Here is a 24777-nt window from a genome sequence, read left to right as displayed (position 1 = left end):
GTTCGAGGCGATTTTCGTCGTGTGACATCGGAACGCGCCGCGATCCGGCCGCGGGCGCGCGCGGGCGCCGCGCCGGGCGCCGCGCGCCAGGCGCCGGCCGCTACTCGGCGGCGGCGGACAGCGCTGGCAGCGCCGCGGGATCGCTCGCGTTCAGGAACTCGGTGAGGCGCTCGGGCTCGCCCGGCTCCCCGATCGCCTCCGCAGCGCGACGCAGCGCGAACAGGGCACGGAGCACGCCGCGGTTCGGCTCGTGCGACCACGGCACCGGCCCGACCCCGCGCCACCCGGCCTTCCGCAGTGCGTCGAGGCCGCGGTGGTACCCGACCCGCGCGTAGGCGTAGGACTCGAGCGACGCCCCGCGCGCCCAGGCCTCGTCGGCGAGGAGCGCCCACGCCAGGCTCGACGAGGGGTGCGACACGACGACGCTCGCCACGGGGGTGTCGGCGGCGAGCGCGGCGTCCACCTCGGGTTCGGCGGGGAGCAGGGTCTCGGGGTTCGCGGTCGGGTTCGGCAGCAGGTTCTCCGGCATGCCCCCAGCCTGTCACCTCTTGCGTGTCCGCGGGACGCGGGCGTACCGTGGTGGCCACCTCGTCGTCATCACGAGGCTCCCGGGGCGGGACGACCGACCGGCGGCACGGATGGCGGACACGGGGGTCCCCCGACGGAAGAGACGCCTTGCTGGCCATCACCGGTTCTGCTCAGCCCACGCGCTGACACCGTGATGACGCGCCCCGTCGGGCGCTCCACCGCCGCGGCGGTGGGTCCGGTGTCGAGCGCCCAGCTTCGACAACCGGGGAGGCACCGCCATGCCCATCAGTCCGTCCGTCGTCCTGCACGACGTCAGCTTCACCTGGCCCGACGGCACCGTCGCGCTCAGTCACCTCACCACCGCCTTCGGCCGTGGCCGCACCGGTCTGGTCGGGAGGAACGGGGCCGGCAAGTCCACGCTCGTCCGGCTGGTCACCGGTCGGCTCCACCCCACCTCGGGCACCGTCACGACGTCGGGTCCCGTCGACCACCTGCCGCAGCGCCTCCGCACCGAGGACGACGCCGCGGTCGCCGACCTGCTCGGCATCCGATCGACGCTCACCGCGCTCCGGGCGATCCTCGCCGGGGACGCCGCACCGGAGCACTTCGACGCGGTCGGCGACGCGTGGGACCTCGAGGAACGCGCGCTCGCGGCCCTCGACACGATCGGTGTCGGTGCCGGGCTCGGGGCGGCCCCCGGCCAGGACCTCCTCGAGCGGCCGGCGAGCACGCTGTCCGGTGGGCAGGCCGTGCTCGTCGCCGTCGCCGGCATCCGGTTGCGCGGGCGCCCCATCGCGTTCCTCGACGAGCCGACGAACAACCTCGACCGTCGCGCCCGCGGCCTGCTGCTCGACATGGTCGACGACTGGCAGGGCACCCTCGTCGTCGTCAGCCACGACCGGGAGCTGCTGGAGCACGTCGACGAGACGTGCGAGCTGCGGGCCGGGGCGATGACGGTGTTCGGCGGCACGTTCAGCGCCTTCGAGGAGCACCTCGCCGTGCAGCAGGCCGCCGTCGAACGCGAGGTCCGGGTCGCCGAGCAACGGCACCGCACCGAGAAGCGGCAACGCATCGAGGCGGAGACGAAGATCGCACGACGCGCGAAGGCCGGCGAGAAGGCGGCACGGTCGATGCCGAAGATCCTGGCGAACGAGGCGCGCAAGAAGGCGCAGGAGACCGCCGGGCGGCTCCGGGTCGGGTACGCCGACGACGAGGCCGCCGCCCTCGAGACGAAGCGGGAGGCCCAGCTCCGGCTCCGTGCCGACGAGTCGATCCACGTCGCCCTGCCCGACCCGGACGTCCCGGCGTCACGGCAGATCGCGACCGTCACGGTCCGGGGCCGCGAGACGATCGTGCAGGGGCCCGAGCGGATCGCCGTCACCGGTGACAACGGCGTCGGCAAGACCACGCTGCTCGACCAGCTCGTCGGTGCCCCCGACGCCCGGGAGCACCCGCTGCCGGACACCCGTGCCGTCCCGCACGTCGACCGGATCGCCTACCTGCCGCAACGGAAGGACACGCTCGACGACGCCGCGACCGTGCTCGAGAACGTCCGGCGGGACGCTCCGCACGTGCCGCCGGCCGAGGTGCGGAACCGGCTGGCGAGATTCCTCGTCCGCGGGGACACCGTCGACCGGCCGGCGGGAGCGCTGTCCGGCGGCGAGCGGTTCCGGGTGGCGTTCGCGACCCTGGTGCTCGCCGATCCGCCGCCGCAGCTGCTCGTGCTCGACGAACCGACGAACGACCTCGATCTGACCAGCGTCGACCAGCTCGTCGACGCGCTCCGGGCCCACCGCGGGGCGCTCGTGGTGGTGAGCCACGACGAGGCGTTCCTCGAGCGGCTCGACCTCACAGCGAGGCTCGAGCTGTCTTAGGGGCGGTCAGCGCCGTCGGGTCGGTCGGATCGCGAGCGACTCGACGGTGCCCCGCTCCGGCAGGTCCACGACGGTGCGGACCGCTGCGGCCACGTCCTCCGGTGCGAGGTAGTACGCGGTGTCGTAGTCCTCGCCGAGCTTCGCGGTGAGCGCCCGCTGCATGTCCGAGTCCGTCCGGCCCGGGTGCACGCTCGACACCCGGACGCCGTTCGGGCGTTCCTCCTCGCGCAGGGCGTCGGCGAGTGCCCGCAGCGCGAACTTCGACGCGGCGTACACCCCGCCGCCCGGGCCGGAGTGGAAGCCGGAGCCGCTGTTGATCGGCACGACGATGCCCCGTGCAGCCCGGAGCGCCGGCAGCGCCACGCGGGTGAGCTCGGCGACCGCGAAGACGTTCGTGGCGAAGACCTGCTCCCACACCGGGCGCGGGGTGTCCGCGATGGTGGTGCCCTGCTCGACGCCCGCGGAGTGCACGAGCACGTCGAGCCGGTCGGGCAGCGCCGGCAGGTCGCCCGCGCCGAGGTCCCCGACGAACGGCGCGGCGCTCGGCAGCTCGGCGACGACGGCGGCCACGGCGTCGGCGTCCCGGCCGCCGACGAGCACGTGGTGCGTCCGTCCCAGGTCGAGCGCGATGGCCCGGCCGATCCCACGGGTCGCGCCCGTCACGAGTGCGGTCGGGCGTCCTGGAGGCTGTTCATCCGTCACGCAGGCCAGCCTACGGAACGCGCACCGCGCCTCCAGTCCGTCACGCCGACGGGGACGAGGTGGGCCGGCGTCGACGGCGCACCGACCAGGCGACGGCGCCGCCGACGGCGGCGAGCAGCGCGACCAGCGCGACCACTCCCCACGGCGAACCCGCGACGGCAGCGACGGCCGCCCAGAACAGGGCGATCCCGACCGTGGCGTAGACCAGCGCCCACGCCGCACAACCCGGCACCATCGCGATCGTGTAGCGCCACCACGGCACCCGGGCGGCCCCGGCGGCCGCGTTCACGATCGTCTGCAGACCCACCGTCAGGAAGCTGATCGTGACGACCGGCAACCCCCAGCGGTCGAGGAGCGCCGACCCCCGTCGGACCGCGGCCGAGTCGAGCCACCTGCCCCAGCGGGACCGCGAGGCACCCGCGACCGCTCCTCGCGCCAGCCAGTACGTCGCCTGCGCGCGGCAGCAGACCACCACGAAGAGCGCGAGGACGAGCCACCGGAACGGGAGGCCCTCGAGGAAGGACGGCACGGCCGAACCGTAGCGACGGCGGCCGGGAAACCCCCGTCAGTCGCGGTCGGCGCCCTCGCGGATCTTGATCCCGTCGAGGACGTCCTGGGCGCGCTTCTCGTCCTGCTTCTCGATCTGCCGGGTGTCGCGCTCCGGGAGCTGGATGTCCTCCTCCGCCCGGATGCCGGCCTGCAGCTGTCGGCCGCGCTCGAGCTCCGCGTCGAACTCGGCGCCGAACAGCAGGGCGTTGTTCGTGATCCAGATCCACAGCAGGAAGACGATGACCCCACCGAGCGAACCGTACGTGGCGTTGTAGTTCGAGAAGTTGCCGACGTAGAACCCGAAGCCGACGCTGGCGATGATCCAGATGAGCAGCGCCAGGATCGACCCGCCGCTGACCCAGCTGAACTTCGGCTGCTTGACGTTCGGCGACCAGTAGTAGAGCACCGCGATGACGACGATCGCGATGACGAGCAGGATGGGCCACTGCACGATGAGGAGCACCGTCGCGGCGACGTCCCCCAGACCGATCACGTCGCCGAAGCTGCGGGCGAGCGGGCCGGACACGAGCACGAGCAGTCCGAGCACGAGCAGGATCACCGTGGTGAGCGTGACGCCGAGCATCGTCGGGCGGAGCTTCCAGATCGGACGGCCCTCGCGGACGTTGTAGATCCGGTTCATCGCGCGGCCGAAGGCGCCGACGTACCCGGAGGCCGACCACAGCGCGCCGACGACACCGACGATGAACGTCACGGGGGCTGCTGGCGACCGGACGAGGCCCTCGACGGGCTCCCGGATCAGTGCGACGACCTGCGCCGAACCGATGTTGCCGACGATGTCGAGCAGCGTGTCGATCGTCTTCTTCGGGTCGGACACGAGCCCGAGGATCGACACCACGGCCAGCAGCCCGGGGAAGAGCGCGAGGACGGAGTAGTACGTCAGGCTCGCAGCGAGGTCGGTGCACTGGTCGCTGGAGAACTCCCGCAGGGTCTTCTTCAGCGTGTAGACCACCGTCGGCTTCCTGAGGTCGGTGGGGCTGTCCACCTTGCGGGAGTCGTCCGGTGCGGGCTTCTGCCGTTCGCGCGCCATCGGACTACCCCCGTGCCTTCAGTGCGGCCTTGGACCGCTTGACGGCGGCCTTCCGGTTCTTGTCGGCGCGACGCTGCACGGCCGCGATCCCGGCGCGCTGCTTGACGCGGGCCTTGTGCAACGGGTCGCGTTCGAGGGCCTCCTCGGCCGCCTTCGCCCGTGCCTTCCGTCCCTTGCGGCCGGTCTGCGACTGCTCGGTGGCGGACGGGCCGCTCCCGCGCGCGCCGAACGGCAGCAGTGCGGTGAACGCCGTGGACGCCGGCGGTTCGGCGAGGTGGCCGGCCGGCTTGTCGCGGATCGCGATGCCGATGACGATCGCCGCGATGCCCGCCGCCGCGGTGACACCCATCGCCACGAGGGGCGTCGGGTCGCGGTGCCAGCGCTGCCGGGTCTTCGCGATCGCGAGGCGGGTGCGCGCGGGGACGTCCACACGTCGGCGGATCTCGGTCACGGTGTCCGTGATGCCCTCACGCGTGCGGACGTTCGCGAGTTCGAGCTCGGGGAGACTGTCCTTGGCCATTCCCCATTTCGTACACGCTCCGCCCGGAGTCGTGCCCAGTCCCGGGCGCGTCGCGGGTGGTGCCGCTGCGCGTCATCGCACCGAGACTCGGGTCCGGCGACCGTTCTCGTGGCCGCGCACCCGAGAACCGTCGCCCACCGCGAGTCTCGCCGCCGAGCCTCGGCCAGGCGGACACCGCGCGGCCGTTCCGAGCCGCACGATGTCCGCCCAGCCGAAGCTCGGCCGCCGCCGCGGACTGGAGGCACGGGGCGGGCCCGCACCGCGCCTCCAGTCCGACGGCTCCCGCATCGAGCGCGTCGCGCGTGCCGCCGCTGCGCGTCATCGCACCGAGACTCGGGTCTGGCGACCGTTCTCGTGGCCGCGCGCCCGAGAACCGTCGCCGATCGCGAGTCTCGCCGCCGAGGCTCGGCCAAGCGGACACCGCGCGGCCGTTCCGACCCGCGATCTGTCCGCCCAGCCGAGGCTCGGACGCCGCCGCGGACTGGAGGCACGGGGCGGGCCCGCACCGCGCCTCCAGTCCGACGGCTCCCGCACCGAGCGCACCACGCGCCACCGCCGCCGCCGCCGCCGCGCCGCCCGTCAAGACGGGACGACGACGTCCTCCGGCTGGCCGGAGGCCGCCGAGCGCCCCGCCGCCTCCATGAGCGCGAGGCTCCGCAGGTTGTCGCGGCCGCTCGTCGCCGGTGCCGGTCCGCCCGCGACCGAGCGCGCGAACGCCTGCAGCCCGCCCTGCCGGTCGGTGTGGGGCATCGCGGGCAGCTCGACCGGCTCGGCCTCGTCGTCCTGGGTCCGGCGCACCGTGACCCGGTCGCCGGCCACCGCGTTCGGCTCCCCCGAGCGGCTCGTGAACCAGATCTCGCCGTCCCCGCCCTGGATGCTCCACTCGCCGGCCCACGCGGTCCGGGGGCCGCGGCTGAGCCAGCTGCCGCGGTAGTTCACCACGAGGCCGCCGTCGAGCTCGATGACCATGGACGCGATCGCCTCGTCCTGGTACTTGCTGTACGACGGGTACGACGCCTTCGCGTAGACGCGCACGGCCTCCAGCCCGGTGACCATCCGGATGAGGTCGAAGTGGTGGATGGCCATGTCGTTGATCATCGCGTGCGGGAACCGGTAGTGCGGGTGCTCCTCGAACGCGAGGTCGTTGTCCCACTGCCGGAAGTCGATGTCGATCGCCGACAGCTCGCCGACCGCGTCGGCTTCGAGCAGCTCCTGCACGACGCGCGGCGCCGGGTACCAGCGGTAGTTCTGGCTGACCTGCAGCACGAGCCCGAGCTCCTCGGCACGACGCACCGCGGTGACGGCCTCGTCCGTGGTGTTCGCGAACGGCTTCTCGACGAGGACGTGCTTGCCCGCCTCGAGCGCCTCGAGCGCGAGCGGCACGTGCGTGACGGCCGGGGCGGTGATGACGACGGCGTCGGCCTCGACCCCGGCGAGCGCCTCGGTCAGTGACGCGAACGCCGCCGACTCCGGCAGGTCCAGGTCCGCACGCACGGCCTCCAGCGTCGCCGGGACCGGGTCGACGATCCCGACCACCTCCACTTCGGTGACCTCCGGGATGGCGGTGCGGGCCCAGTTGCCGCCCCACCCTCCGAGACCGACGTGGATGATCCGGACCGTCATGCGTGCACTCCCTCGTGACTGGCGCGCCGCGACGTCCGCGGCGCATGCGTCCAGTCTGTCAGTGCGTGAACGCGTACGCGATCAGTGCCATCGTGACGATGAACCCGGCGAGGTAGTTGATCCAGAGGAACCGCTTCCACCCGGCGTTGGCAGACTCGGCGCCGTCGTCGGTGACGTTCCACCACGGCAGCACGTTCAGGGCGTACGGGATCACCACGACGGCGGCGATCGGCCCCGGGAACGCCGAGAACAGCAGCGCGACCCCGGCGACGACGTACGCGACGAACGCCAACCGGACGGTGGCCCGGGCGCCGATCACGGTCGCCACCGAGCCGATCCCGCCGGCCCGGTCGGCCAGGACGTCCTGCACGGCTCCGAACGCGTGCGAGGCCACACCCCAGAGGAAGAACGCCACGCAGACGGCGACGAGCTGCCCGGTCCAGTGCGGCCCGGCGAGCGCGAGGCCGTAGATCGCCGGCGACACGAAGTGGGTGCTGGACGTCAGCGAGTCGAGGAACGGCTTCTCCTTGAACCGCAGGCCCGGCGCCGAGTACGCGATGACCGCGAAGACACTGATCGCGAGCACCAGCCACGACCACGGTCCGTTGCCGGACAGCCCCCCGAGCACGACGAGCGCGACGAGGAACGGCACGTTCGTGACGACGACGGCCCACAGCGTGGTGCGGTGCACGCTCTTGTCGAGCAGCGCGCCCTCCACCCCGCCCTTCCGCGGGTTCCGCAGGTCGGACTCGTAGTCGAAGACGTCGTTGATGCCGTACATCGCCAGGTTGTACGGCACGAGGAAGTACACGACCCCGACGAGGAACGCCACGAGCGAGAACCCGCCGCCGCCCTCGACGCCGACGCCGCTGCCGAGCAGGTAGGCGGCGCCGAACGGGTAGGCGGTGTTCACCCAGCTGATCGGCCGGGACGACACGAACAGGGCGCGGAGGGTCGACGGCCTGGAGGCGGTGCTCACGTTCATCGGGTCGGTTCTTCTTCCTGGGATGGCCGGGTCGGTCGGTCGAACAGGACCCACAGGCTCGGCAGCAGCACGATCGCGGCGATCGCGTACGCCAGGTCCTCGACGGGGATCGCCCCGATCTTCGCACCGCTGATGAGCGCCGGGTCGTACGCGACGATCCGCAGGCCGACGATGACGTTGTCGAACACGATCGTCATGACGAGGAGCGCGACGCCGGCGGCGAGGGCGGTGACGAGCGCGACCCGTCGCCCGGTGCGCGCCCGACGCCCGCGGGCACGGGCACGGCGCGCGGCGACGATCCCGGCGACGACGGCGGCCACGGCCACCACGGCGAAGAACGGCACCGCGAGCAGGGCGTACGTGCCGGGCCCGGTCACGACCGCCGCCGTTCCGCTGCCCGCAGTCGGCGGGCGACGAGGGGCCGGACGAACCCGGTCAGGTTCATCGTCGTGTAGCAGAGGAGCACCAGGAAGAAGAGTTCCTCGAGCGGGACGTCCGGCGCGAGCAGCACACCGGTGAGCAGGGACTGCTGGCCGATGAAGAAGATGCCGAGCGCGACGCCGACCGCGTCCCACACCAGGAAGAACGCGACACCGACCACCATCACGGCGGCCGCACGCCACGGCGCCCGCCAGAAGAACAGCCGGTAGCGCGCGTCGAGCACGGTCATGCCGACCAGCGACACGACCAGCCCGGCGAGGTACAGCCCCGGCATCAGGCGGTGCTGGCCGGCGCGGACGCGAGCGGTGCGGGGAGCGGCTCGGTGCTGGTGTCGCCGTGGATCCGCTTGAGCAGCACCTCGGCGCTGATCAGGCACATCGGCAGCCCGATGCCCGGGATGGTCGAGGCGCCCGCGTAGTAGAGCCCCTCGACCTTCCGCGACGCGTTCTTCTCGCGGAAGAACGCACTCTGCTTGAGGGTGTGCGCCGGGCCGAGCATCGAGCCGTTCCAGGCGTTGTAGTCGTCGGCGAAGTCCTGCGGACCGATCGTGCGGCGGACCCGGATGCGCTCCCGGAGGTCGGGCACGCCCGCCCGCTCCGCGACGACGTCGATCGCCCGGTCCGCGATCCGCTCGACCTCGTAGTCGCCGGCGCCGTCGATCCCGCCCTTGCCGATCGACAGGTCGGCGGGCAGGGGCACGAGCAGGAACAGGTTGCTCGATCCCGGCGGGGCGACCGAGGCGTCGGTCTCCGACGGGGCGCAGACGTAGATCGACGCGGGGTCGGGGACGTGTCGGTCGGCGCCGAAGATCGCGCCGAAGTTCGCCTTCCAGTCCGCGGTGAACACCAGCGTGTGGTGCAGCAGCCCGGGGACGGGTCCGTCGATCCCGAGGTAGACGAGCACGGCGCTCGGCCCCGGGTCGCGCTTCGCCCAGTGCGCCGCCGGGTAGGTGCGGTGCTCCTTGTCGAGCAGCTGCAGCTCGGTGTGCCGGAGGTCCGCGGCGCTCACGACCAGGTCCGCCGGCGCGGTGTGCTGCACGCCCCGACGGTCGCGGTGCACGACGCCCGTGACGTGCCCGTCCTCCACGACGATGCGCTCGACCTTGGCGCCGGCGATGATCTTGGCGCCCTCGCGGCGGCCGACGCGCTCGACGGCGGCGATGACCTCGGTGATGCCGCCCTTCGGGTAGAGCACCCCGTCCGCCAGGTCGAGGTGGCTCATCAGGTGGTACATGCTCGGCGCCGCGTACGGGCTCGTGCCGAGGAACACCGCCGGGTAGCCGAGGACCTGCCAGAGCCGGCGGTCCTTGACGGCGGACTCGGCGAACGTGGACAGCGGCTCGATGAGCAGGCGTGCGAGCTTCGGGAGCCGGCGGAGGACGTCCGGGGCGGCGAGCCCGCGGAGGTCCTGGAACGTCGTGTAGAGGAACCGCCGGATGGCCATCGCGTAGGTGTCCTCGGCCGAGGCCAGGTACTTGCGGATCCGCTTGCCGGCGCCCGGTTCGATCGACTCGAACAGGGCGATGTTCGCCTCGCGGTCGGCGCGGAGGTCGATCGGTTCGTCGTGGCCCTCGCTGTAGACCCGGTAGCCGGGGTCGAGCTTCTCGAGGTCGAGTTCGGCGTCGGCCGAGGTCCCGAGCAGCTGGAAGAAGTGGTCGAACACCTCGGGCATGAGGTACCACGACGGACCGGTGTCGAACCGGAAGCCGTCCTGCTCCCACGACCCGGCTCGGCCGCCGAGCTGCTTCCGCTGCTCGAGCACCGTGACGGCGAAGCCGTCCCGCGCGAGCAGCGCGGCGGACGCGAGTCCGCTGATGCCGCCGCCGATGACGACGGCGCGACGAGCGGGCACCTTGCGCTTCGACGCGGGTGCCGCCGGACGGGAGGCGCGGGGCGGGGTCATGCGGTGCCTCCAGTCCGGTGGTGGGTCGCGCGCGACCGCAGCGGCGCGCGCCCGGCGAGCACCCGTGCGGCCAACCGCGCCTTCACCGGGTTCGGCACGCGCACGCGCGTGGTGATCAGCCGCTGCGCCGGCGTGGCAGCGATGCGGTCGTTGAGCTCCTGGAACAGCGCGTGCGCGAGCCCGACGGCGTTCCGGGCGTCCGCCGGCAGCAGCGGGACGGTGACGGCGGCGCGGTCGAGGTCCGCCTGGACGTCGGCGACGAGCCGCTCCTTGGTGGCCTCGTCGAAGGAGCGGAGGTCGACGCCGGGGAAGTACGACCGCCCGAGCACCTCGAAGTCGGCATGCAGGTCGCGCAGGAAGTTCACCTTCTGGAACGCGGCGCCGAGCGCTCGGGCACCGTCGACGAGCACGGCGTCGTCGAACGTCGGCCGTCCGGCGCGGTGCACGAAGGCCCGCAGGCACATCAGGCCCACCACCTCGGCCGAGCCGTACACGTAGCGGTCGAAGGACTCCTGGTCGTGCTCGGTCCGTTCCAGGTCCATCCGCATCGACGCGAAGAACGGCCGCGTCAGCTCGGCACCGAACCCCGTGACACGAGCGGTCCGGGCGAACGCGTGCACGACCGGGTTCACCGAGAAGCCGAGCGCGATCGCCCGCTCGGTGTCCGCCTCGAGCTCGTCGAGGACCGTCCGGGCGAGCGCGTCGTCGAGGCCCGCCTCGGTCGCGGGACCGTCGACCACCTCGTCCGCGACGCGCACGAGGGCGTACACGTTCCGGATGTGCTCACGGGTGTCCTTCGTCAGCAGCCGGCTCGCGAGCCCGAAGGACGTCGAGTACCGGTCGATGACGACCCCGGATGCGGCCTCGGCGGTCGCGTCGTACAGCGGGAGCCGGGTCGATGGACGCGGCTCCGTTCGACTGTGGCTCAACGGGCGCGCTCCACGAGTTCGGTCACGAGGGCCTCCAGGTGGTCGGCGAGGTGGTACGGCAGTCCGGCGAGCTCGGCACGGGCGAGTGCGGCGTGCTCGGCGATCCGGGACTCCGCGGCAGCACGGGCACCGCAGGTCACCAGCGTCGCACGGAGTTCGGCTGCCCGTTCCTCGGTGAGGTCCGGGTCGCCGAGGTACGGCGCCAGGTCCGGCCAGCAGTCGGTGGTCGCAGCGTACGCGATGAGCATCGTGCGCTTGCCCTCGCGCAGGTCCCCGAGCACGGTCTTGCCGGTCGTGCCCTCGTCCCCGAACACCCCGAGCAGGTCGTCCACGATCTGGTACGCGATGCCGATCTCACGGCCGAAGGCACCGAGTGCGGCGACGATCGACTCGTCCGCCCCGGCGAGGACGGCGCCGGACTGCAGCGGGGCCTCGAAGGAGTACACGCTCGTCTTCGCCCGCTCCATCTGCAGCACCTCGTCGACCGTCGGCATCACCCCGAGTGCGAGGTCGACGTCGGTCATCTCACCAGCGGCGCTCGCGAACACGGCCTCGTCCAGCAGCTCGAGCAACCGGGAGCGTCGCTCACCGGTGACGCCCGACGCCTCGATGAAGCGCGGTGCCGCGGCGAGCGCGAGGTCCCCGGCGATCACCGCGGCGCTCATGCCCCGGTGCTCGGCGGTCGGCATCGACAGTCCGCCCGTCGTCCCGGTGTCGCGGAAGGACCCGGCGACGTTCGGCTGCCCGCGGCGGGACCAGTCGCGGTCGATGACGTCGTCGTGCACGACCAGCGCGGTGTGCAGGAGTTCGTACGCCGCGGCGACGTTCGCGGCGGCGTGCACGTCGTCCCCGCCGAGGCCGGAGTACGCGGTGAGGACCATGCGCGGACGGAAGCGCTTGCCGCCCATGCTCGCCTTGCGGAGCACCCGCCAGAGTTCCTCGGACGGACGGCCGTACCGCTCGGCGCGCGCCGACGACACGGCGAAGAAGCGCTCGAGGCAGTCGTCGACGAGCGCGAGGTCGATGTGCGCCACGGTGGCCGCTTCCTCGCTCATTGGCCTAACCTATCGGTGCAGATGAGCGCTTTCCCGGAAACCGTGGTGCTGCTGGCCGACGACCGTACCCCGATCGGCACAGCGGACAAGTTCACGGTGCACACAGACCACACGCCCCTCCACCTGGCCTTCTCGTGCCACGTGCGGAACACCGACGGCGACGTCCTGGTGACCCGTCGTGCGCTGTCGAAGAAGACGTGGCCGGGGGTGTGGACGAACACGTTCTGCGGCCACCCCGGCCCCGACGAGTCCTTCGAGGACGCGATCGCCCGCCGGGCCTCGCGCGAACTCGGCATCACCGTCCGTGACGTCGAGCTCGTCCTGCCGGACTTCCGGTACCGGGCGGTGGACGCGTCGGGCATCGTCGAGAACGAGGTCTGCCCGGTGTACCGCGCGGTGACCGACGACGTGCCCGCGCCCGCGGACGACGAGGTCGCGGAGTACGCGTGGGTGTCCGAGGACGCCCTGCGGGAGTCCGTCGCGGGTGCGCCGTTCGCGTGGAGCCCCTGGCTCGGCTGGCAGCTCACGGAGCTGTCCCGGGCCGGACTGCACCTGACGCGCTGACGCGCCCGCGCGGCGCCCGCGCTGCGCGCGCGGCGCCCGCGCTGCGCCGAGACTCGGGCTCAGCGACACTTCTCGTGTCCGCGGGCACGAGAAGTGTCGCCCAGGCCGAGTCTCGGACGAGTGCGTCCGGGACTCGGCAGCCAGCCCCCAGCGCGCGACACGGACAATGGTCGGTATGACCACGACCGAACGCGATGTCGCCCGCCCGGTGCTCGAGGCACTCCGCGACGATCCGGTGATCGCGAGCATCAAGGACGCCTCGGCCCTCGACGAGGTCCTCGCGTCGGACCGCGGCGTCGTCTTCGTGCTCTACGGCAGCGTGCTGGACGTCGCGGACATCGTGGCCCGGGCGAAGGACGCCGGCAAGACCGTGTTCGTCGACGTCGACCTGCTCGACGGCTTCGCGGCACGCGACGTCGTGGTGACCTGGATCGCCGAGCACACCCGCGCCGACGGGGTCCTCTCCACGAAGTCGAACCTCGTCCGCGCGGCCAAGCGTGCTGGGCTCGTCGCCGTGCAGCGCTTCTTCCTCGTCGACTCGTTCTCGTACCACCAGCTGCCCCGCGTGGTCGACCAGGCCGGCCCGGACGCGATCGAGATCCTGCCCGGCTGCATGCCGCGGGTGATCACCTGGCTGCGCGACGACACGTCCGTGCCGATCATCGCCGGCGGTCTGGTGTGCGACAAGGCCGACGTGATGGCCGCGCTCGGGGCCGGAGCCGTCGCCGTCGCGTCCTCGAACCGCGACGTCTGGGGCATGTGAGCGTTCGTTCACTTGGCTCCCCCGAGCCGCCGGAGTAGGGTCGGACGTCGGCCACGGGTGTGGCCACCGGGCTGCGCACCGCGGCCGGACGACCAGGAGAAGGGCAGGTGAGGCGCGATGTCGGGTGACCATCCTCGATCGGGCCAGCAGATCGTGCCCAGGCTCCTGCCCCGGCGGATCTGCGCGCCCGTTCGCTGAACCACGCCCACCCCGGACGACTCCGGGGACCTCGCGCCTGCCTGCTCCGATGAGAGGAGCACAGCATGGCACTGATCGACAACGCGGTCTACGTCGGAGGACGTCGCGTCGAGTCGCCGTCGACCCTGTCGCTCGCCACCCGGGGTGACCTCGCGTGGATCGGGCTCCTCCGTCCCGACCCGTCGGAGCTCGAGGCCGTCGCGACCGAGTTCGACCTGCACGAGAACGCGGTGGAGGACGCCCGCAAGGGGCACCAGCGGGCGAAGCTCGAGCGCTACGGCGACACGCTCTTCCTGGTGCTCCGGCCGGCGTGGTTCGACTCCTCCGCCGACACCGTCGAGTTCGGCGAGGTGCACCTCTTCGTCGGCGACCGCTTCGTGGTGAGCGTCCGGCACGCCGAGCGCCCGGACCTCGCCGCACTCCGGTCGCGGGTCGAGGCCGATCCGGAGTTCCTCGCGATGGGCTCCGAGGCCGTCACCGCGGCGGTGCTCGACGAGGTCGTGGACGGCTACGCCCCCGTGGTCGAGGTGCTGCAGGACCACATCGACGCCATCGAGGACCAGCTGTTCGCCGGCCAGGTCGACCCCGGCGTCTCGAAGCGGATCTACCAGCTCCTCAGCGAGGTCCTGGCGTTCCAGCGCGCCACGAAGCCCGTCCCGGCGATGGTGAAGGGGCTGCTGCGCGGCGCGGACAAGTACGGCGTCGACGACGAGGTCCAGCACCGACTGCGCAACGTGCTCGACCACGCACTCCGGGTGACCGAGCGGGTCGACTCCTTCCGGGCACTGCTCGAGAACGCCCTCACCCTGCACGCGACGCTCGTCTCGCAGGAGCAGAACGAGGCGATGCGCCGGATGACGAGCGCGAGCCTGGCGCAGGGCGAGGAGAGCCGGCAGCTCGCACGGGCCGCGCACCGGCAGGGCGAAGAGGTGAAGAAGATCTCCTCGTGGGCGGCGATCCTGTTCGCACCGGGGCTCATCGCGGGCGTCTACGGGATGAACTTCGACCACATGCCGGAGCTGCACTGGCGGTACGGCTACCCGGTCGCGATCCTCGGGATGCTCGCCCTGATGGGCGTCCTCTGGGCGATCTTCCGCAAGCGCAACTGGCTGTAGCCGCGTCCATCGACCGCACGCTGCGGTCGGACCCGACCGGTGCCGGACGGGAGGCGCGGTGCGGGCCCGCCCCGCGCCTCCCGTCCGTGCTCAGCCGACGATCGCCGCCGTCCGCCGGTAGACCTCGTCGGTGTGCGCCGTCACGTCCGCGTGCACGGCACGCAGCGCGTCGTACACCGACGCCGTCGACGCGTCCGGCGCGAACCGGTCGCGCTCCCGGACCATCGCCGCGGCGGCCGCCTCGAACGACGGGTGCACGCCCGTGGCGACGGCCGCGCAGATCGCCGCGCCCCGACCGGCCGCGCTGTCCCCCACGACCCGGATGGTCGGCGCTTGGAACACGTCCGCCATGACCTGCATCACGAGGTCCGAGGACGACCCGCCGCCCGAGACGACCACGCGCTCGTACGCTGTCCCGAGTTCGGCGGCCATGGCGTCGCCGCAGTCGCGCATCGTCATCGCGATGCCCTCGAGGATCGAGCGGTACACGTGCGCTCGTCCCTGCCGCCCGTCGAACCCGAGGATCGAGCCCTTCCGGAAGGTCGCGTCGGCCGGTGCGAGCCAGTCGAGCACCGTGAGGAGGCCGTCCGAACCCGGGGGCACGGCGGTTGCCTCACGGTTCAGACGGTCCTCGGCCCGCTCGCCGGACGCCTCGGCCGCGGCCGCGAAGTCCGGTCCGAGCAGGTCCCGGAACCAGCTCACCGTCCACATGCCGCGGCGGATCCCGCCGGACTCGTACAGGTAGCGACCCGGCTCCGACCCGAAGTTCGTCCAGAAGTCGCTGGCGTCGCCGATGTTCCGCGACCCGACGGACATGCCCGCGATGTACGTGCCGAGCGACACGAGCAACGTCGTCGGGTCGAGAAGCCCGCACCCGAGTGCCTCCACTGCCTTGTCGTTGGCCGTCGCGACGACCGGGAGCCCGACCGGGAGGCCCGTGGCGGCGGCCGCCTCGGGCGTCACGGTACCGAGGACCTCGCCCGGATCGACGAGCTCGAACAGCTGGGAACGGTGCATGCCGGTTGCGGCATACGCTGCCTCGTCCTCGCTCCACCGCCAGGTGTCCGTGTCGATCGGCCACACGCCCTGGGAGTTCGCGGCAGTGTCCCGGAACGCGCCGGTGAGCCGGTGCGTGACGTACCCGGAGGACGTCGTGGTGTACGCCACGTCGTCGTGCTCGGGCGTGAACGGACGGCCCACTCGGGCGTCCATCCAGCTCATCACTGGCTGCGCGAGCGACCCGTCGGCCCGGAGCACGGCGCGGCAGAACCGGATCGTGCAGAGGCCGACGCCGACGATCTCGGACCGATCGCCCGGGAAGGCGTCCATCGCGATCCGGCACGCGGCCGCGATCGAGTCCCAGAGGTCGTCGTCGGGGTGCTCGACCACGCCCGGGGCCGGCGTGTGGTTCGGTCGCAGCGGCACACGCCCCTCGGCGACGACCCCGCCCCGCTCGTCGAAGACGGTGACCTTCGACGACTGCGAGCCGTTGTCGATGCCGACGAGGTAGCGGGTCATGCGCCGCTGCGCCCGAACGTCGTGTCGGGGTCCGCGGCGGCCGGCTGGATCGCGCCGGGTGCCGGGAAGATCGTGCCCTTGTTCATGATGCCCTTCGGGTCGAACTGCGCCTTGAGTCCCTGCATGATCGCGAACGCCGAGCCGTGCTCCTCCTCGACCCACGGGGTGCGGTACTTGCCGACGCCGTGGTGGTGGACCATCGACCCGCCGTGGCGCAGCGCTTCCTCCACGATGATCGCGTTGAGCGGGATGTGGTACTTCTCGATCTCCTCCTCCGGGGAGCAGTCGATCCGGTAGTCGTACACGAAGTACATGTTCGTGCCGGTCTGGTAGCTGTGCGACGAGTGGCCGCCGAGCATCGTCAGGTCGTCGGCGTGCGGGTAGTCCTCCCGGATGCGGCGCATCACGGCGTCGTACACGTCGCCGACGGCGGACCAGTCGGCCGACACCTCGGTCGTGTACCCGAGGTGCTGGTCCGTGAGCATGACCTGCTTCTCGGCGTCGATCTTGTCCTGGCCCCAGTTCAGGTTGTCGAACCACGCCTCGATGAGCGCCGGGTCGACCGACTCGTGCGGGTGCTTCGCGATGACGCGCTCGATCTCGTCGCTGGTGGCACGGACGATGCCCTTCGGACCCTCGGCGACGAACACCACGACGCACTTGCCTTGCGAGAAGTGCGAGAAGTGCTGGTTCGCGTCCTCCGGCGAGTACAGCCGGACGACCGACGGGTGGAAGCCGTTCGTGATGACCTCGCGGAGGATGGCGATGCCCGTCCGCATGTCGTCCACCAGTGCGCCGTGGAACTCGTTGTTCTCCGGCTGGTACGTGAAGACCTTGATCGTCACCTCGGTGATGACGCAGAGCGCGCCCTCGTTGCCGATGACGACGTGCCGGATGTCCGGACCGGCCGAGCGCCGCGGGACGGCCTTGATGCGGCGGACGGCGCCGCCGGGGAACACGGCCTCGAGCCCGACGACCATGTCCTCGATCGCGCCGTACAGCGTCGAGAACTGGCCGATCGAGCGGGTCGCGACGAGCCCGCCGTACTGGGCGAGCGGCTTCGACTGCGGCGAGTGGCCCGTGGTGAGGCCCTGCAGGCGGAGCTCGTCCTCCAGGCGCTGCAGCGGCACACCGGCCTGCACCGTGACCTGCATGTTCTCCGGGTCGACCTTGAGGACGGCGTCCATCCGCGAGCAGTCGAGCACGACGGTGTCGACGACGCTCGTCTCGAGGCCGCCCTCGGTGCCGGTGCGACCGGTGCGGGGGACGATGTTGATGAGGTTGTCGTTCGCGAACGCCAGGACCGCGGCGACGTCCTCGGTGGACTCCGCGTTGACGATCGCGACGGGGGTCGGGGCGTCGTGGATGCCGTGCACCGACTGGTACTTCTTGAAGCGGTCGACACTCGCGTCGAGCAGGTGCTGCTCGTCCGTGTCGATCTGGTCGGGGCGGACGATGCCGGCGAGACGCTGGAGGATCTCGGCCCGGTCGAGGGTGGCGATCGAGTCGATCATGGTGGTGAGCCCTTCGTTGGTGGGTGTCGTTGCTCTGGTCTGGTGGTCGTCGTCCGGGAGGCGCGTGGCGGGGTCGCCCCGCGCCTCCCGTCCGGTCCTGGGTCGCGTCCCGTGTCCGCGTCAGCGGACGAGGTACCCGCCGTCGACGGTGAGGGTGTGCCCGTTCACGTAGTCGGACGCCCGCGACGCGAGGAACACCGTCGCGCCCATCAGGTCCGCCACGTCGCCCCAGCGCCCGGCCGGGACGTGGTCGAGGACCCGCTGGTTCGTCTCCGGGTTCGACCGGGTCTGCTCGGTGATCTTCGTGGCGAAGTACCCCGGCGCGATCGCGTTCACCTGCACGTTGTGCTGGGCGAGCTCGTCGCAGTAGGCCTTCGTGAAGCCGACGATGCCGTGCTTGGTCGCGGCGTACGCGGGCGACCACTGGCCGCCGAGGAACGCGAACAGCGACGCGATGTTGATGATCTTGCCGGAGCCCTGCGCGACGAACCGCTTCGCGACCGCGTGCCCGAGGGCGAACGGGGCGGTGAGGTTGACGGCGATCATCGGGTCCCACTTCGCGCGGTCGAACGCCTCGACGTCGTCGAGCAGGCAGATGCCGGCCGAGTTGACGAGGACGTCGACGCCGCCGAGCCGTTCCACGCACGTGTCGGTGATGCGCGCCGGTGCGTCGTCGGCCGTGAGGTCGATCTCGAGGAACTCGTACCGGCGGCCCTCGGCCTCGACGAGTGCGCGGGTGGTGCCGTCGTCGTCGACGACGCTCGGGACGAACACGTCCGCTCCGGCCTTGGCGAGAGCGAGCGAGAACGCCTGACCGAGGCCGGAGTTGCCGCCGGTGACGATCGCCCGCTTGCCGGCGAGGGAGAACAGGTCCATCGAGAAGTCGCGGATGTCCATGGTGGGTGGGGAGTCCTTTCGGTGGGGGGTCAGGCGGCGACGACGACGTCGGACGCCCGGCGGATGCGCAGGTCGCGCGCACGGACGCGCATCGTGAGGGTGGTGAGGAGGAAGCCGAGGACGGCGGCGCCGAGCAGGACGGCGAACATGGTCGTGTAGCCGCCGCCCTGCTCCGGCACGCCGTTCGACGGGTCGCCGACCCACCACGCGCCGAGGGCCGGCAGGAACGCGTCCGGCAGGTAGGCGATGCCCGAGGCCAGGCCGATCACACCGCCGCGCTGGGCGAGCGGGACCTCCACCTCGCCGACCTGCGCCCAGTAGATGCCCCGCGAGGTGAACACCGCGAGGCACATCACGATCATGAGCACGACGGCGATCCACACCAGGGCGGGGTCGTGCGGCAGGAGCAGGAACCCGACCGCGCTCACCGCGGCGACGACGAACGCCCAGCGGAGGAACGCCGGCGAGGACTTCGTCCACCGGTCGACGAGCACGCCACCGGCCGGGCCGCCGACGATCTGGAACACGTAGGTGCGGACGACGCCGATCGCCCCGAGGAGCACGACGGGCACCGCGAAGCCGTTCTGCAGCAGCGGTGTGAGGTACCCGAGCAGCGTGTAGAAGCAGTACATCAGCATGATCGAGAACCCGATCAGCCAGGTGTACTTGTTCCGGGCGGCGGCGCCGAGCTCGCGGAGCGTGACGGTCTGCCGTTCCACGTGCTCGAGCGCGTCACGATCGGTGCGGACGACGACCAGGACGAGCACGGCGAACACCAGGCACAGCACGCCGTAGATGCGCATCACCCAGAGCACGCCGCCCGTGTCGGCGATCGCGGCGGCGACGATGCCGGCCCCGACGAACCCGACCACGGTGGACGTGATGCCGCGGACGCCCTCGAGCCAGCCGAACAGCTTGCCCTGCTCGTCGGCCGACCCGAGCATCGAGATGAGCTTGACGAGCGACGACCAGTACAGCCCCATGCCGAGCACGGCCATCAACACGTGGGCGACGATCACGCCGGTCTCCCCCGGGACGGTCGACAGCCAGAGGTCGACGACACCCATCCCGGCGAGGGCGATGACGATGAGCGCCTTCGGTGAGAACCTGTCGGCGAACCAACCGCCGCAGAAGTACATCAGCACGGCGACCGCGCCGAAGACCGACGTGATCTCGCCGTAGCGCTGGATGCTGAGGTCGAGCGCGTGCGCGGTCTCCGCGAGGAACACGAACCGGATGTACGCGACCTGGAAGATCGCGCCGCCGGTCATCGACAGGACGATGAAGCTCGTCAGTCTGCGGGACTTGGTCAAGACCACTCCTTCGTGGTGGGGGGGTGTGGGCACAAAAAAAGAACAGCGACACCCCAGCGCTGGTGCGCTGCGGGTGTCGCTGTTCTCTGAGGTCTGGAGCGACTGCCGTCCTTCGGGGGACGGCCGATCTGCAGTTGTGGTGATCCGTCGGGGCGATCCGCCGGATACGACGAGAACGGTAACCGATCCGACGGCACAGGACAACTCAGGTGGCGCCGACCCGTCAGGTGTGCATAATGATCTGGCTCGGAATGTGAACGTGCACATCGGCGTGCCTCGGCCCCGGGCAGGAACGAGTAGCAATGGCGTCGACGCGGACACAGCAACCGCGGTCGCCCAGCATCCGCGACGTCGCGCGGGTCGCCGGGGTCTCCCACCAGACCGTGTCGCGCGTGCTCAACAACTCGGACGCGGTCGTCAGCGAGACGCGCGACAAGGTCCTCGCCGCGATGGAGCAGCTGCAGTACCGACCGAACCGTGCCGCCCGCGCCCTCGTCACGAGCCGGACGCACACCATCGGCGTGCTCACGGCGCAACGGTCGCACTACGGCCCCGCCGCCACCATGCAGGCGATCGAGGACGCCGCCGTCGCCCGCGGGTACTCGATCACGACGTCGAACATCGCGGCCGCGACCGACGAGGCGGTGCGTGACGGCCTCGGCCACCTGCTCGACCAGGACGTCGAGGGCATCATCGTGATCGCGCCGCAGCAGCGGGTGTTCGACCTCATCGAGGAGACGGGCATGCGGACGCCGTACGTCGCGCTCCGCACGAGCCCGAGCGATGCCCCGTCGACGCTCTTCATCGACCAGATGGAGGGCGCACGGCGCGCGACGGCGCACCTGCTCGACCTCGGTCACGAGTACGTCCGGCACATCGCGGGCCCCCGGGACTGGATCGAGGCCGAGGCCCGGATGCAGGGGTTCCTGCGGGAGATGTCCGACCGCGACAAGCCCGTCGTGCCACCGATCCTCGGGGACTGGACCGCTGACTTCGGCTACCACGCCGGGCGTGAACTCCTGCGGTACCGCGACTGCACGGCGATCTTCTGCTCGAACGACGCGATGGCGCTCGGGGTGATGCACGCAGCACGGTCGTACGGGCTGGACGTGCCGGGCGACCTCTCCGTGGTGGGCTACGACGACATCCCGGAGGCGAAGCACCTCTGGCCGCCGTTGACGACAGTGCACGTGGACTTCACGGAGCTCGGCCGTCGATGCGTCGAGCAGCTCCTGCCCGGGGACGACGCGGGCCTGCTCCGCCCGATCGACCTCGTGCCCGAGCTCGTGGTGCGCGGTTCGACGAGCGCCCCGCGCCGGCGCTGACCGCGAGCGTCGGCGTCGCGACGCGCGGGCCTGCCGCCGCGACGCGCGCCGCCGCCGGCGCTTCGTGAGCAGGAATCGTCGGGTGCCGGCTCGGAACCCGACGATTCCTGCACACCATGCGGGATCGCGCCAGCCCGGCGCGACCACGGACGGGCCTGGAGGCGCGGGTCGGGCCCGCCCCGCGCCTCCAGGCCGCTGTGGCGTCACCCGGGTACCCCAACGCGGGGGACGCCGACGGGTGCGATGGGCCGGATCACGCGGGCCGTTACGAAAACGCGACCAATCCGAATTGACAGCCGCGCCGATCCCGTGCGTAGTATTACCTCCGTTCCGCCGATGTGAACGGTCACATGGACCGTCACACGACAGGACACCGGACGCGACAACGAAGTCCACGCAGGCCTCCTGCGCCCTTCGCTGCCGCTGGCAGAACCACCCGAAGGACTGCCGCATCGCAGCGGCAGAAGGAGATGCACCGTGGCGTCAAACCCGATCGACACCGGCCTCGAGACCCGGTCGATCACCGCACCCGAGACGATCCTCGAGATGCGCTCGATCACCAAGGAGTTCCCTGGTGTCAAGGCGCTGTCCGACGTCTCGCTCAGCGTCCGTGCCGGCGAGATCCACGCGATCTGCGGCGAGAACGGTGCCGGCAAGTCGACCCTGATGAAGGTCCTGTCCGGCGTCTACCCGTACGGCACCTACGACGGCGAGATCGTCTTCGAGGGCGAAGAGGTCCGGTTCAAGGACATCAAGCAGTCCGAGCAGGCCGGCATCGTCATCATCCACCAGGAGCTCGCGCTCATCCCGGAGCTCTCGATCACCGAGAACCTGTTCCTCGGCAACGAGCCGGGACGACTCGGCGTCATCGACTGGACCACCGCCCAGCTCCGCGCCCAGGACCTGCTCGCCCGCGTCGGCCTCGCCGACGACCCGGACACGCAGATCAAGAACATCGGTGTCGGCAAGCAGCAGCTCGTCGAGATCGCGAAGGCCCTGCACAAGGACGTCAAGCTCCTCATCCTCGACGAGCCCACCGCGGCCCTCAACGAGAACGACTCCCAGCACCTCCTCGACCTCATCGTCGGACTGAAGGCCAAGGGCATCTCGAGCATCATCATCAGCCACAAGCTGAACGAGATCGAGCAGATCGCCGACGAGATCACGATCATCCGCGACGGCAAGACCATCGAGACCCTGAACGTCAAGGGCGACGGCGTCAACGAGGACCGCATCATCCGCGGCATGGTCGGCCGGTCGCTCGAGAGCCGCTTCCCGGACCGCACCCCGAAGATCGGCGAGACCTTCTTCGAGGTCCGCGACTGGACCGTCCAGCACCCGCTCGACGCCAGCCGCCTGGTCTGCAAGGGCTCGAACTTCCACGTGAAGCGCGGCGAGATCGTCGGCTTCGCGGGCCTCATGGGCGCCGGTCGCACCGAGCTCGCGATGAGCATCTTCGGGCGCTCCTACGGCACCTGGCTCGGCGGGCAGATCATCAAGGACGGCGAGGAGATCAAGGTCGCCACCGTCCAGCAGGCCATCGAGCACGGCATCGGGTACGTCTCCGAGGACCGCAAGGCGCTCGGCCTCAACCTGCTCGACACCGTCAAGCGGTCGACCGTCGCCGCCGACCTGCAGAAGATCTCGAAGGCCGGCGTCGTGGACTCCCTCGAGGAGTACAACGTCGCCGAGAAGTACCGCAAGATGCTCCGCACCAAGGTGCCGACCGTCGAGGAGAACGTCGGGAAGCTCTCCGGCGGGAACCAGCAGAAGGTCGTCCTGTCGAAGTGGATGTTCACCGACCCGGACATCCTCATCCTCGACGAGCCGACCCGCGGCATCGACGTGGGCGCCAAGTTCGAGATCTACGGCATCATCCAGCAGCTCGCGGCGGAGGGGAAGGGCATCATCCTCATCTCGTCCGAGCTCCCCGAACTCCTCGGCCTCTCCGACCGGATCTACACGATCTTCGAGGGCCAGATCACGGCTGACATCCCCTCGGAACAGGCCAATCCAGAAACGCTCATGCGCAGCATGACCTCCGCGCGGAAGGGCGCTCTCGTCTCATGAAGAACCTGAAACTGCTGTTCGGCAAGGGCAACAGCATCGGCCAGTACGGCATGATCATCGCGTTGATCGCGATCGTGATCTTCTTCTCGATCACGACCAACGGCCTGATCCTCGAGCCGACGAACGTCATCAACCTGTTCCTGCAGTACTCCTACATCCTCATCCTCGCGCTGGGCATGGTGATGGTGATCATCGCAGGCCACATCGACCTGTCGGTCGGTTCGGTCGCGGCGTTCGTCGGCATCATCGTCGCGCAGTCGATGTCCGTGTGGCACTGGCCGGCATGGGCAGCGATCATCCTCGGCCTCGCCGTGGGCGCACTCGTCGGTGCCTGGCAGGGCTTCTGGGTCGCCTTCGTCCGGGTCCCCGCGTTCATCGTGACGCTCGCCGGTCAGCTCATCTTCCGCGGTGCGAACCAGATCATCGGCCAGTCGACCTCCGTGCCGACCCCGGACTCCTACAACGCGATCGGTGCCGGCTACCTCGGCGACTTCGGCCCCGACTTCGGGTACTCCAACGGCACGCTGCTCATCGGCCTCGCCACGATCATCGCGCTCATCGTCATCGAGGTCCGCGGCCGCGGTCGCCGCAAGAAGATGCAGGCCGAGGTCCCGCCGCTGTGGGTGTCGATCGTCCGCACGGGCATCCTCGTCGCCGTCACGCTCGTCGCGACCTACCTGTTCGGCGCCGGCCCCGTCGGCACGTCGATCCCGATCGTCGCGATCATCCTCGGCGTCCTCACGATCATCTACGGCTTCATCACGAAGAACACGATCTTCGGCCGCCAGGTCTACGCCGTCGGTGGCAACGCGAGCGCCGCGGTCCTCTCCGGCGTCAGCGCCCGCAAGGTCAACTTCTTCGTCATGGCGAACATGTCCGTCCTGGCCGCCGTCGCCGGCATGGTCTTCGTCGGCTACTCGAACGCCTCGGGCCCCGCTGACGGCACCGGCTGGGAGCTCGACGCGATCGCCGCCGTGTTCGTCGGTGGCGCCGCGGTCGCCGGTGGCATCGGCACCATCTCCGGGTCGATCATCGGTGGTCTCGTGATGGCGCTGCTGTCCAACGGCCTCCAGCTCATGGGCATCGAGTCGAACAAGGTCCAGATCATCCGTGGTCTCGTCCTGCTCGTCGCGGTCGCCTTCGACGTCTACTCGAAGTCCCAGGGGCGCCCGTCCCTGATCGGCGGCATGATGCGCCAGTTCCAGCGGAAGGACACCGAGCAGAACACGGTGGCGGCACAGCAACCGCAGTCCATCCAGGACCAGCCGGAGAAGGTCAACACCCAGTAAAGACGTGGCGCCCGGGGCGACCTGGGCGCACGAACCCCTCACCACACAGCACCAC

At 71.0% G+C, this 24777-nt stretch carries 23 protein-coding genes; 7 read left to right on the top strand and 16 right to left on the bottom strand.

Annotated elements, in window-relative coordinates; genetic code table 11:
- Positions 1–100: 100 nt before the first annotated feature.
- Positions 101–529, bottom strand: coding sequence for a DUF3151 domain-containing protein (locus tag ACRQ4B_RS05075; RefSeq protein WP_439693603.1), 429 nt, complete (start codon positions 527–529; stop codon positions 101–103).
- A 277-nt stretch (positions 530–806) separates the two neighbouring features.
- On the opposite strand from ACRQ4B_RS05075, the gene ACRQ4B_RS05070 reads away from it, so the two are divergent.
- Complete coding sequence (locus ACRQ4B_RS05070; protein ID WP_439693602.1) at positions 807–2402, top strand: ABC-F family ATP-binding cassette domain-containing protein; 1596 nt, start codon at positions 807–809, stop codon at positions 2400–2402.
- Positions 2403–2408: 6 nt separating this feature from the next.
- Here the strand turns inward: ACRQ4B_RS05070 and ACRQ4B_RS05065 are convergent, their stop codons facing one another.
- The 11 genes from ACRQ4B_RS05065 to ACRQ4B_RS05015 form a co-directional block, all read right to left on the bottom strand.
- The gene (locus ACRQ4B_RS05065; protein WP_439693601.1) at positions 2409–3104 is read right to left on the bottom strand and encodes an SDR family oxidoreductase; all 696 of its coding nucleotides are present in this window, start codon (positions 3102–3104) and stop codon (positions 2409–2411) included.
- A 40-nt stretch (positions 3105–3144) separates the two neighbouring features.
- On the bottom strand, positions 3145–3633 hold the full coding sequence (locus ACRQ4B_RS05060) for a DedA family protein (protein ID WP_439693600.1): 489 nt from the start codon (positions 3631–3633) through the stop codon (positions 3145–3147).
- 36 nt (positions 3634–3669) lie between these two features.
- Complete coding sequence (locus tag ACRQ4B_RS05055; protein ID WP_439693599.1) at positions 3670–4701, bottom strand: YihY/virulence factor BrkB family protein; 1032 nt, start codon at positions 4699–4701, stop codon at positions 3670–3672.
- Positions 4702–4705: 4 nt separating this feature from the next.
- Positions 4706–5221 (bottom strand): hypothetical protein, encoded by a 516-nt coding sequence (locus ACRQ4B_RS05050; RefSeq protein ID WP_439693598.1) that lies wholly within the window; start codon positions 5219–5221, stop codon positions 4706–4708.
- 579 nt (positions 5222–5800) lie between these two features.
- Positions 5801–6844 (bottom strand): Gfo/Idh/MocA family protein, encoded by a 1044-nt coding sequence (locus tag ACRQ4B_RS05045; RefSeq protein ID WP_439693597.1) that lies wholly within the window; start codon positions 6842–6844, stop codon positions 5801–5803.
- 58 nt (positions 6845–6902) lie between these two features.
- On the bottom strand, positions 6903–7829 hold the full coding sequence (locus ACRQ4B_RS05040) for a prenyltransferase (protein WP_439693596.1): 927 nt from the start codon (positions 7827–7829) through the stop codon (positions 6903–6905).
- Positions 7826–8206: a lycopene cyclase domain-containing protein gene (locus ACRQ4B_RS05035; RefSeq protein WP_439693595.1), complete on the bottom strand. Its 381-nt coding sequence runs from the start codon at positions 8204–8206 to the stop codon at positions 7826–7828. Before ACRQ4B_RS05035 ends, ACRQ4B_RS05040 begins: the two co-directional genes overlap by 4 nt.
- Positions 8203–8544: a lycopene cyclase domain-containing protein gene (locus ACRQ4B_RS05030; RefSeq protein WP_439693594.1), complete on the bottom strand. Its 342-nt coding sequence runs from the start codon at positions 8542–8544 to the stop codon at positions 8203–8205. The genes ACRQ4B_RS05035 and ACRQ4B_RS05030 overlap by 4 nt, the downstream gene beginning before the upstream one ends.
- On the bottom strand, positions 8544–10172 hold the full coding sequence (gene crtI / locus ACRQ4B_RS05025; protein WP_439693593.1) for a phytoene desaturase family protein: 1629 nt from the start codon (positions 10170–10172) through the stop codon (positions 8544–8546). Before crtI ends, ACRQ4B_RS05030 begins: the two co-directional genes overlap by 1 nt.
- Positions 10169–11101, bottom strand: coding sequence for a phytoene/squalene synthase family protein (locus tag ACRQ4B_RS05020; protein ID WP_439693592.1), 933 nt, complete (start codon positions 11099–11101; stop codon positions 10169–10171). The genes crtI and ACRQ4B_RS05020 overlap by 4 nt, the downstream gene beginning before the upstream one ends.
- On the bottom strand, positions 11098–12156 hold the full coding sequence (locus tag ACRQ4B_RS05015) for a polyprenyl synthetase family protein (RefSeq protein ID WP_439693591.1): 1059 nt from the start codon (positions 12154–12156) through the stop codon (positions 11098–11100). Before ACRQ4B_RS05015 ends, ACRQ4B_RS05020 begins: the two co-directional genes overlap by 4 nt.
- Before the next feature lie 21 nt (positions 12157–12177).
- Between ACRQ4B_RS05015 and idi the strand changes: the two genes are divergently transcribed.
- The 3 genes from idi to ACRQ4B_RS05000 all read left to right on the top strand — a co-directional run bounded on the left by idi (position 12178) and on the right by ACRQ4B_RS05000 (position 14796).
- Positions 12178–12720, top strand: a complete 543-nt coding sequence (idi, locus tag ACRQ4B_RS05010; RefSeq protein WP_439693590.1) for an isopentenyl-diphosphate Delta-isomerase — start codon at positions 12178–12180, stop codon at positions 12718–12720.
- Positions 12721–12895: 175 nt separating this feature from the next.
- On the top strand, positions 12896–13483 hold the full coding sequence (locus ACRQ4B_RS05005; protein ID WP_439693589.1) for a glycerol-3-phosphate responsive antiterminator: 588 nt from the start codon (positions 12896–12898) through the stop codon (positions 13481–13483).
- Positions 13484–13746: 263 nt separating this feature from the next.
- A complete protein-coding gene (locus ACRQ4B_RS05000) occupies positions 13747–14796 on the top strand; it encodes a magnesium and cobalt transport protein CorA (protein WP_439693588.1) in 1050 nt (349 codons plus the stop codon).
- Between the two features lie 90 nt (positions 14797–14886).
- On the opposite strand, the gene ACRQ4B_RS04995 is transcribed toward ACRQ4B_RS05000, so the two are convergent.
- From ACRQ4B_RS04995 to ACRQ4B_RS04980, 4 genes are all read right to left on the bottom strand, one after another.
- Positions 14887–16314 (bottom strand): FGGY-family carbohydrate kinase, encoded by a 1428-nt coding sequence (locus tag ACRQ4B_RS04995; RefSeq protein WP_439693587.1) that lies wholly within the window; start codon positions 16312–16314, stop codon positions 14887–14889.
- On the bottom strand, positions 16311–17828 hold the full coding sequence (locus tag ACRQ4B_RS04990; RefSeq protein ID WP_439693586.1) for an FAD-binding oxidoreductase: 1518 nt from the start codon (positions 17826–17828) through the stop codon (positions 16311–16313). Before ACRQ4B_RS04990 ends, ACRQ4B_RS04995 begins: the two co-directional genes overlap by 4 nt.
- Positions 17829–17948: 120 nt before the next feature.
- Positions 17949–18725: an SDR family oxidoreductase gene (locus ACRQ4B_RS04985; protein ID WP_439693585.1), complete on the bottom strand. Its 777-nt coding sequence runs from the start codon at positions 18723–18725 to the stop codon at positions 17949–17951.
- 29 nt (positions 18726–18754) lie between these two features.
- Complete coding sequence (locus ACRQ4B_RS04980) at positions 18755–20038, bottom strand: MFS transporter (protein WP_439693584.1); 1284 nt, start codon at positions 20036–20038, stop codon at positions 18755–18757.
- A 302-nt stretch (positions 20039–20340) separates the two neighbouring features.
- Between ACRQ4B_RS04980 and ACRQ4B_RS04975 the strand changes: the two genes are divergently transcribed.
- The 3 genes from ACRQ4B_RS04975 to mmsB all read left to right on the top strand — a co-directional run bounded on the left by ACRQ4B_RS04975 (position 20341) and on the right by mmsB (position 24722).
- On the top strand, positions 20341–21363 hold the full coding sequence (locus ACRQ4B_RS04975) for a LacI family DNA-binding transcriptional regulator (RefSeq protein ID WP_439693583.1): 1023 nt from the start codon (positions 20341–20343) through the stop codon (positions 21361–21363).
- 546 nt (positions 21364–21909) lie between these two features.
- On the top strand, positions 21910–23433 hold the full coding sequence (gene mmsA, locus ACRQ4B_RS04970; RefSeq protein ID WP_439694353.1) for a multiple monosaccharide ABC transporter ATP-binding protein: 1524 nt from the start codon (positions 21910–21912) through the stop codon (positions 23431–23433).
- Complete coding sequence (gene mmsB / locus ACRQ4B_RS04965; protein WP_439693582.1) at positions 23430–24722, top strand: multiple monosaccharide ABC transporter permease; 1293 nt, start codon at positions 23430–23432, stop codon at positions 24720–24722. The genes mmsA and mmsB overlap by 4 nt, the downstream gene beginning before the upstream one ends.
- Positions 24723–24777: the final 55 nt, after the last annotated feature.

The sequence above is a fragment of the Curtobacterium sp. SP.BCo genome (assembly GCF_051903265.1).
GTDB lineage: Bacteria > Actinomycetota > Actinomycetes > Actinomycetales > Microbacteriaceae > Curtobacterium.
Note: the sequence above shows the minus strand (reverse complement) of the source record. Positions and strands in the feature narration are given on the sequence as shown.